General features: G+C 44.3%; 1 protein-coding gene and 1 pseudogene. One reads left to right on the forward strand and one right to left on the reverse strand.

The genetic code is table 11. The features are described 5' to 3' along the window. Positions 1–212: 212 nt before the first annotated feature. On the forward strand, positions 213–1,703 hold the full coding sequence (locus CSQ89_RS21275) for a hypothetical protein (protein ID WP_139023169.1): 1,491 nt from the start codon (positions 213–215) through the stop codon (positions 1,701–1,703). A gap of 231 nt (positions 1,704–1,934) precedes the next feature. Here the strand turns inward: CSQ89_RS21275 and CSQ89_RS21280 are convergent. Then, a pseudogene (locus CSQ89_RS21280) lies at positions 1,935–2,077 on the reverse strand (transposase); the annotation flags it as partial.

Below are 2,077 nucleotides of genomic sequence, written 5' to 3' on the forward strand. Positions count from 1 at the left end.
GAACAAACCTAAACCAAACCAGCCAATCATTGCTTGGCGTATCACCAACTAATCAGAGACTAGCTACAGCAGTGGAATACAGGCCATTGTTTTGTATATTTATAACCTTATGAGATAATACTTATCGGCGGCCAAGAATCCTATGGCCGCCGTTTTCTTTTTACTTGTTGCTGGCAGCCTAGCCAGCATTCTGTTTTTTCCCGAGATTTACTATGAAAAATAACGTGCGTGCATACGCTTTCTTATGCGCCAGCGCCCTTGCTTTGACTGCTTGTGGCGGCGGAGGCAGCGATACTCCTTCAACCAATAAGCCTTCTGCACCACCCGCCACACCATTAAAAACAGTCAGCGGTGTTGCAGCGGCGAGCTACCCTCTGGTGGGAAAGATCAGCATTCGTGACAGTGCCGGCAAGGTCAAAACGCAAGCCTTGCAGGCTGGTGGAAGCTTTAGCTTTGATGTCAGTGAAATGAAATCGCCGTTTATGCTACGTGCTAGTGGCGAAGCGACAGATGAACCCTTTGTGCTGCATGCAGCTGCCACCAATGCAGATGGCGATGGGCATTACAACGTCAATCCAATCACCGACCTGATTGTTGCCAAAGCAGTAGGACAAACAGCAGCAGGGTATTTTGATGGCGGTAACTACAGCAATCTAACCCACGAAAGTCTGACGAAACAGGAAACTGCCATACAAGCACGAATCCAACCTTTACTCTCCGCTGCTGGCGTTCCTGAGAGTGTAGATTTACGTCGCCAAGCCGTGGCTAAGGACGAGTCCGGCATTAACGCAGTGCTTCATGTACTTGAAGTCAAAATCGATGAAGTAAAGCATGAAGTCGTATTAATGAATCGTCTTAACGGTCAGAAATTAATAGAACTGTTGAGTCAGACGACAGAAGTTGAAGGCTTCAAGGTTGATACCGATTCCGCTGAAGTTCTGCGTGAAATGCCGAGTATTGCCACTATTGTGAAGCAACACGTTGAGCTTGACTACAAAACCCAGGGTGAGCAAAAGCTGGCTACATTGCACCCCGATTTTCTAGATCGAGGTGGTAACAAAGATGGCTATGCGAAATATATAGAATTTAGAAGAAATTTCCCTAATGCAGAAAGCGATAATGACAAACTACGGTATTTTCAGGTTAAGTCATTTCAAGATAAAGCTTTAGCCATAACGTTTACCAAAGCGTCATATTCACAAAATATGAGTGGAAACTTTGTTAATCAGACGCTGAATTATTTGTTTAAGAAAGATGCTAACAACAATTGGCTAGCATTTGGCGGGAGACCGGATGTTGGTATTCTTCAGGTTAAAGAGAAGAAACAAAGCTCAGAATATAGTTGTTATAAGGACTGTGATTTTATTAGTTTGGATTTAAACCAAAATTACTTTATTTCGAAGAATCATGACAAATATGTCAAGGTTGTAATCTATGGTCCAGGATTGCCAAAAGAAGGACTTGTTGCGCAAAGAAACCCTAGGTTTTATGGTTTTGTAAAAGAATGGGAGTTCGATTCATTTAAAAAGAATAAATATTCTTCCTTGTTGTTTGGCAGTGAGAGCGAGGTTCATATACTACGCAGCAATCCTGAACTTCAATTAGCAGGCAGGTGGCCAATTTATAAAGCAGAGACATTTACACCTGGTGGCGCACTTTATGCCACAGAGCTTAAGACACTCCAACATTTCGAAGATGATTAACTAATCTTGGCTCTGTTGTATAACCCCAGTTGATCCAAGCGTGACAGGGATTGTAAGCTATTAAGGCGGCAATTAAACAGGGCGCACAACATCCTGAAATGTCATTTCAAATCAGTTGCTTGCAAATATTATCCGGTGCAAGTTTATGATCTGTTTGATTGCCGGATTAATAGTCGGATGAAGCCACCGAAGCCCCGCTACCGCACGACGAACTGGTCTGAGTACAACCGTAGCCTGGAGGCCCTGGATGTCACGTACGGTCATACCTCGGGCATACATGGCGACAATCCTGTCGTCGAAGCCGGTAAAACGGCGTTCATGCTTGGGAATCAGCAGCGGTTCAAAACTGCTGTCGCGATCGCGAGGGATTTCGA

The sequence above is a fragment of the Chitinimonas sp. BJB300 genome (assembly GCF_002735695.1).
In the GTDB taxonomy this organism is placed as follows: Bacteria; Pseudomonadota; Gammaproteobacteria; order Burkholderiales; family Chitinimonadaceae; genus Chitinimonas.

Coding starts and splice junctions, on each gene's coding strand:
- CSQ89_RS21275 (WP_139023169.1), top strand. CDS start 213: ATGAAAAATAACGTGCGTGCATACGCTTTCTTATGCGCCAGCGCCCTT.